Annotated in this window: 3 protein-coding genes; all 3 read right to left on the bottom strand. The window is 68.2% G+C overall.

Annotated features, from left to right (window positions below; translation table 11 throughout):
* Positions 1–137: 137 nt before the first annotated feature.
* Positions 138–1,664, bottom strand: coding sequence for an amidophosphoribosyltransferase (purF, locus tag B551_RS16010; RefSeq protein WP_023264524.1), 1,527 nt, complete (start codon positions 1,662–1,664; stop codon positions 138–140).
* A gap of 95 nt (positions 1,665–1,759) precedes the next feature.
* Complete coding sequence (locus B551_RS16005; protein ID WP_006578036.1) at positions 1,760–2,257, bottom strand: CvpA family protein; 498 nt, start codon at positions 2,255–2,257, stop codon at positions 1,760–1,762.
* Between the two features lie 28 nt (positions 2,258–2,285).
* Positions 2,286–2,814 (bottom strand): SPOR domain-containing protein (locus tag B551_RS16000; RefSeq protein ID WP_023264523.1); only part of this gene is annotated, 529 nt, incomplete at its 5' end.

Genomic DNA, 2,814 nt, shown 5'->3' with positions numbered 1-2,814 from the left:
CCCCCCCCCGGGGGGGGGGGGGGGGGGGGGGGGGGGTAAAGGGCGCTCGCCATGCCAACGTCATCGGTAACGACAAGCGCCCCGCCCTCTCCCCGGCCCTCTCCCGCGAGCGGGAGAGGGAGAAAGCCGGCGGCCGCTTACTCGTTGCCGCCCGAGCGCTGCAGATGCAGCTGCGAACGCTCGGTGTCGCCGCCGCCCTCGCGGTCGGCTTCGCTGCGCGCGGTCTCGAGGCGGTCCAGATAGGCCTCGTCGATATCGCCGGTGATGTACTTGCCGTCGAAGCACGAGGCCTCGAAGTCCTTCAGCGCCGGGTTGATGTCGCGCACCGCCTGCTTCATCGCCTCGACGTCCTGATAGACCAGCTGGTCGGCGCCGATGATGCGGCAGATCTCGTCATGGCTGCGGCCATGCGCGACCAGCTCGCTGCGGGTCGGCATGTCGATGCCGTAGACGTTCGGGAATTTCACCGGCGGCGCCGCGGACGCGAAGATCACCTTGTTGGCGCCCGCATCGCGCGCCATCTGCACGATCTCGAACGAGGTGGTGCCGCGCACGATCGAGTCGTCCACGATCAGCACGTTCTTGCCCTTGAACTCGACGCCCATCGCGTTGAGCTTCTGGCGCACCGACTTCTTGCGCACCGCCTGGCCCGGCATGATGAACGTGCGGCCGACATAGCGGTTCTTGAAGAAGCCCTCGCGATAGTTCAGGCCCAGCTTGTTGGCAACCTGCATCGCCGCCGGCCGGCTCGAATCGGGAATCGGCATCACCACGTCGATATCGCCGGCGCTGACCTCGCTGCGGATCTTCTCGGCCAGGTAGTCGCCCATGCGCAGCCGCGCATCGTAGACCGGCACGCCGTCGATGCACGAATCCGGCCGAGCCAGGTAGACGTATTCGAAAATGCAGGAGTTCAGCAGCGGATTGTCGGCGCACTGCCTGGTGTAGAGCTTGCCGTCCAGATCGATGAAGATCGCCTCGCCCGGCGCCACGTCACGCTCGAGCTTGTAGCCGATGCCCTCGAGCGCCACCGACTCCGACGCGACCATCCATTCCTTGCCGTGGGGCGTCTCGACGCTGCCCAGGCACAGCGGACGGATGCCGAACGGATCGCGCACCGCCAGCATGCCGTAGCCGGCGATCTGCGCGGCGATCGCATACGAGCCGCGCACGCGGCGGTGCATGCCGGCCACCGCGGCGAAGATGATCTCGGGATCGAGCGAAGTGCCGTTGCTGGCGCGCTGCAGCTCGTCGGCCAGCACGTTCAGCAGCACCTCGGTATCCGAATGCGTATTGATGTGGCGGCGATCGCGCCGGAACATCTCCTCGCGCAGCTGCTGCCAGTTGGTCAGGTTGCCGTTATGGGCCAGGATGATGCCGTACGGCGCATTGACGTAGAACGGCTGGGCCTCTTCCTCGCTGGAGGCCGAGCCCGCGGTGGGGTAGCGCACCTGGCCGATGCCCGCCGCGCCCGGCAGGCCGCGCATATTGCGCGTGCGGAACACGTCGCGCACCAGGCCGTTGGCCTTGTGCATGTGGAAGGTGCTGCCGTTGGCGGTCGCGATGCCCGCGGCGTCCTGACCGCGGTGCTGCAACAGCAGCAGGCTGTCGTAAATCAACTGATTGACGGGCGTGGCAGACACCACACCGACGATACCGCACATGCCAAGCTCCCAGGAAAGGCTTTGATTCGGCGCGCCCTGCGCGCTGCCGACGGCAGACCAGGCGCGAAAATTTCATGCCGGGCGGGTGCCCGGCCTCAAGTTCTGACGTATTTGGCGATTTCCGGCGGCAACCAGGGCCGCAGCGACTCCATCGCGGCGATCACATAGGGGCGCGACACCGCGTCGCGCCAGAAAGGTTCGTCGGGCAATTTGGTGAAGCCGGCCAATGTGACCAGCAGCATCACCACCAGCGCGCCGCGCGCCACTCCGAACACCAGTCCCAGCCCGCGATCGGCCGGCTTCAGGCCGGTGGTCTCCAGCAGTTGGCCGATCACCGCGCCGACCAGCGCCGCACCGATCACGGTGCCGAAGAACAATACCGCGAATCCCGCGGCGCTGCGCGCGAGCGCTCCGCCGGGCAGCGACTCGGGCATCCATTGCGCCGCGACCCCGACATAGTTGTAGGCCACGAAGAACGCCGCGATCCAGCCCACCAGCGACAGCAGTTCGCGCATCAGGCCGCGCAGCGCGCCGACCAGCCCCGAGGCGATCAGCACGAACACGACCGCGTAGTCGAAGAACGTCAGCTGCATTCCCGCCAGCACCGCTGTCCGCCGCCGCTCAGAGCTCGACCACGCGGGCCGTCAGGCCGGCCGCGCGGACCCGCTTCTCGGCGGCGTCGGCGGCATCGCGGTCGGAAAACGGGCCGGCGCGCAGCAGGATGCGTTCGCCGTCGGCCAGCGCCTTGCGTTCGATATATGCGGGCACCTTGTTCGCCTTCAACTTGCTCATCCACTGCTTCGCCTTGTCCTCGGTCGAGAAGGCGCCGACGAGGATCACATATTTGCCGCTGCCGGACGATCTGGCTTCCGTCCTGGATTCGGGCTTCGATTCCGGCCTGGGATCGGCCTTGGCCACCGCTTCGGTGCGCTCGGCGGGCTTTTCCGCCGGCTTGTCGGCCGGCTTGTCGACCCCACGGGCTGCCGGTGCGCTGACCAGTTCCTCGCCGGCATCGAGCGCCTGCGCATCGAGGCGGGATTGCTGCTGCGGGGCCAGCGGCGCCGCCTTGCGCGGCTCGGGCCTGGCCTGCGCCTCGCCCTGGCCGCCGCTCAGGCGCACCGCGATCTGGTCGGCGGCGGGACGCGGCTCG

Origin of the sequence: Cupriavidus sp. HPC(L), assembly GCF_000307735.3 — a bacterium.
GTDB lineage: Bacteria > Pseudomonadota > Gammaproteobacteria > Burkholderiales > Burkholderiaceae > Cupriavidus.
The sequence above is the reverse complement of the archived record's forward strand: the minus strand, read 5'-3'. Positions and strand labels throughout refer to the sequence as shown.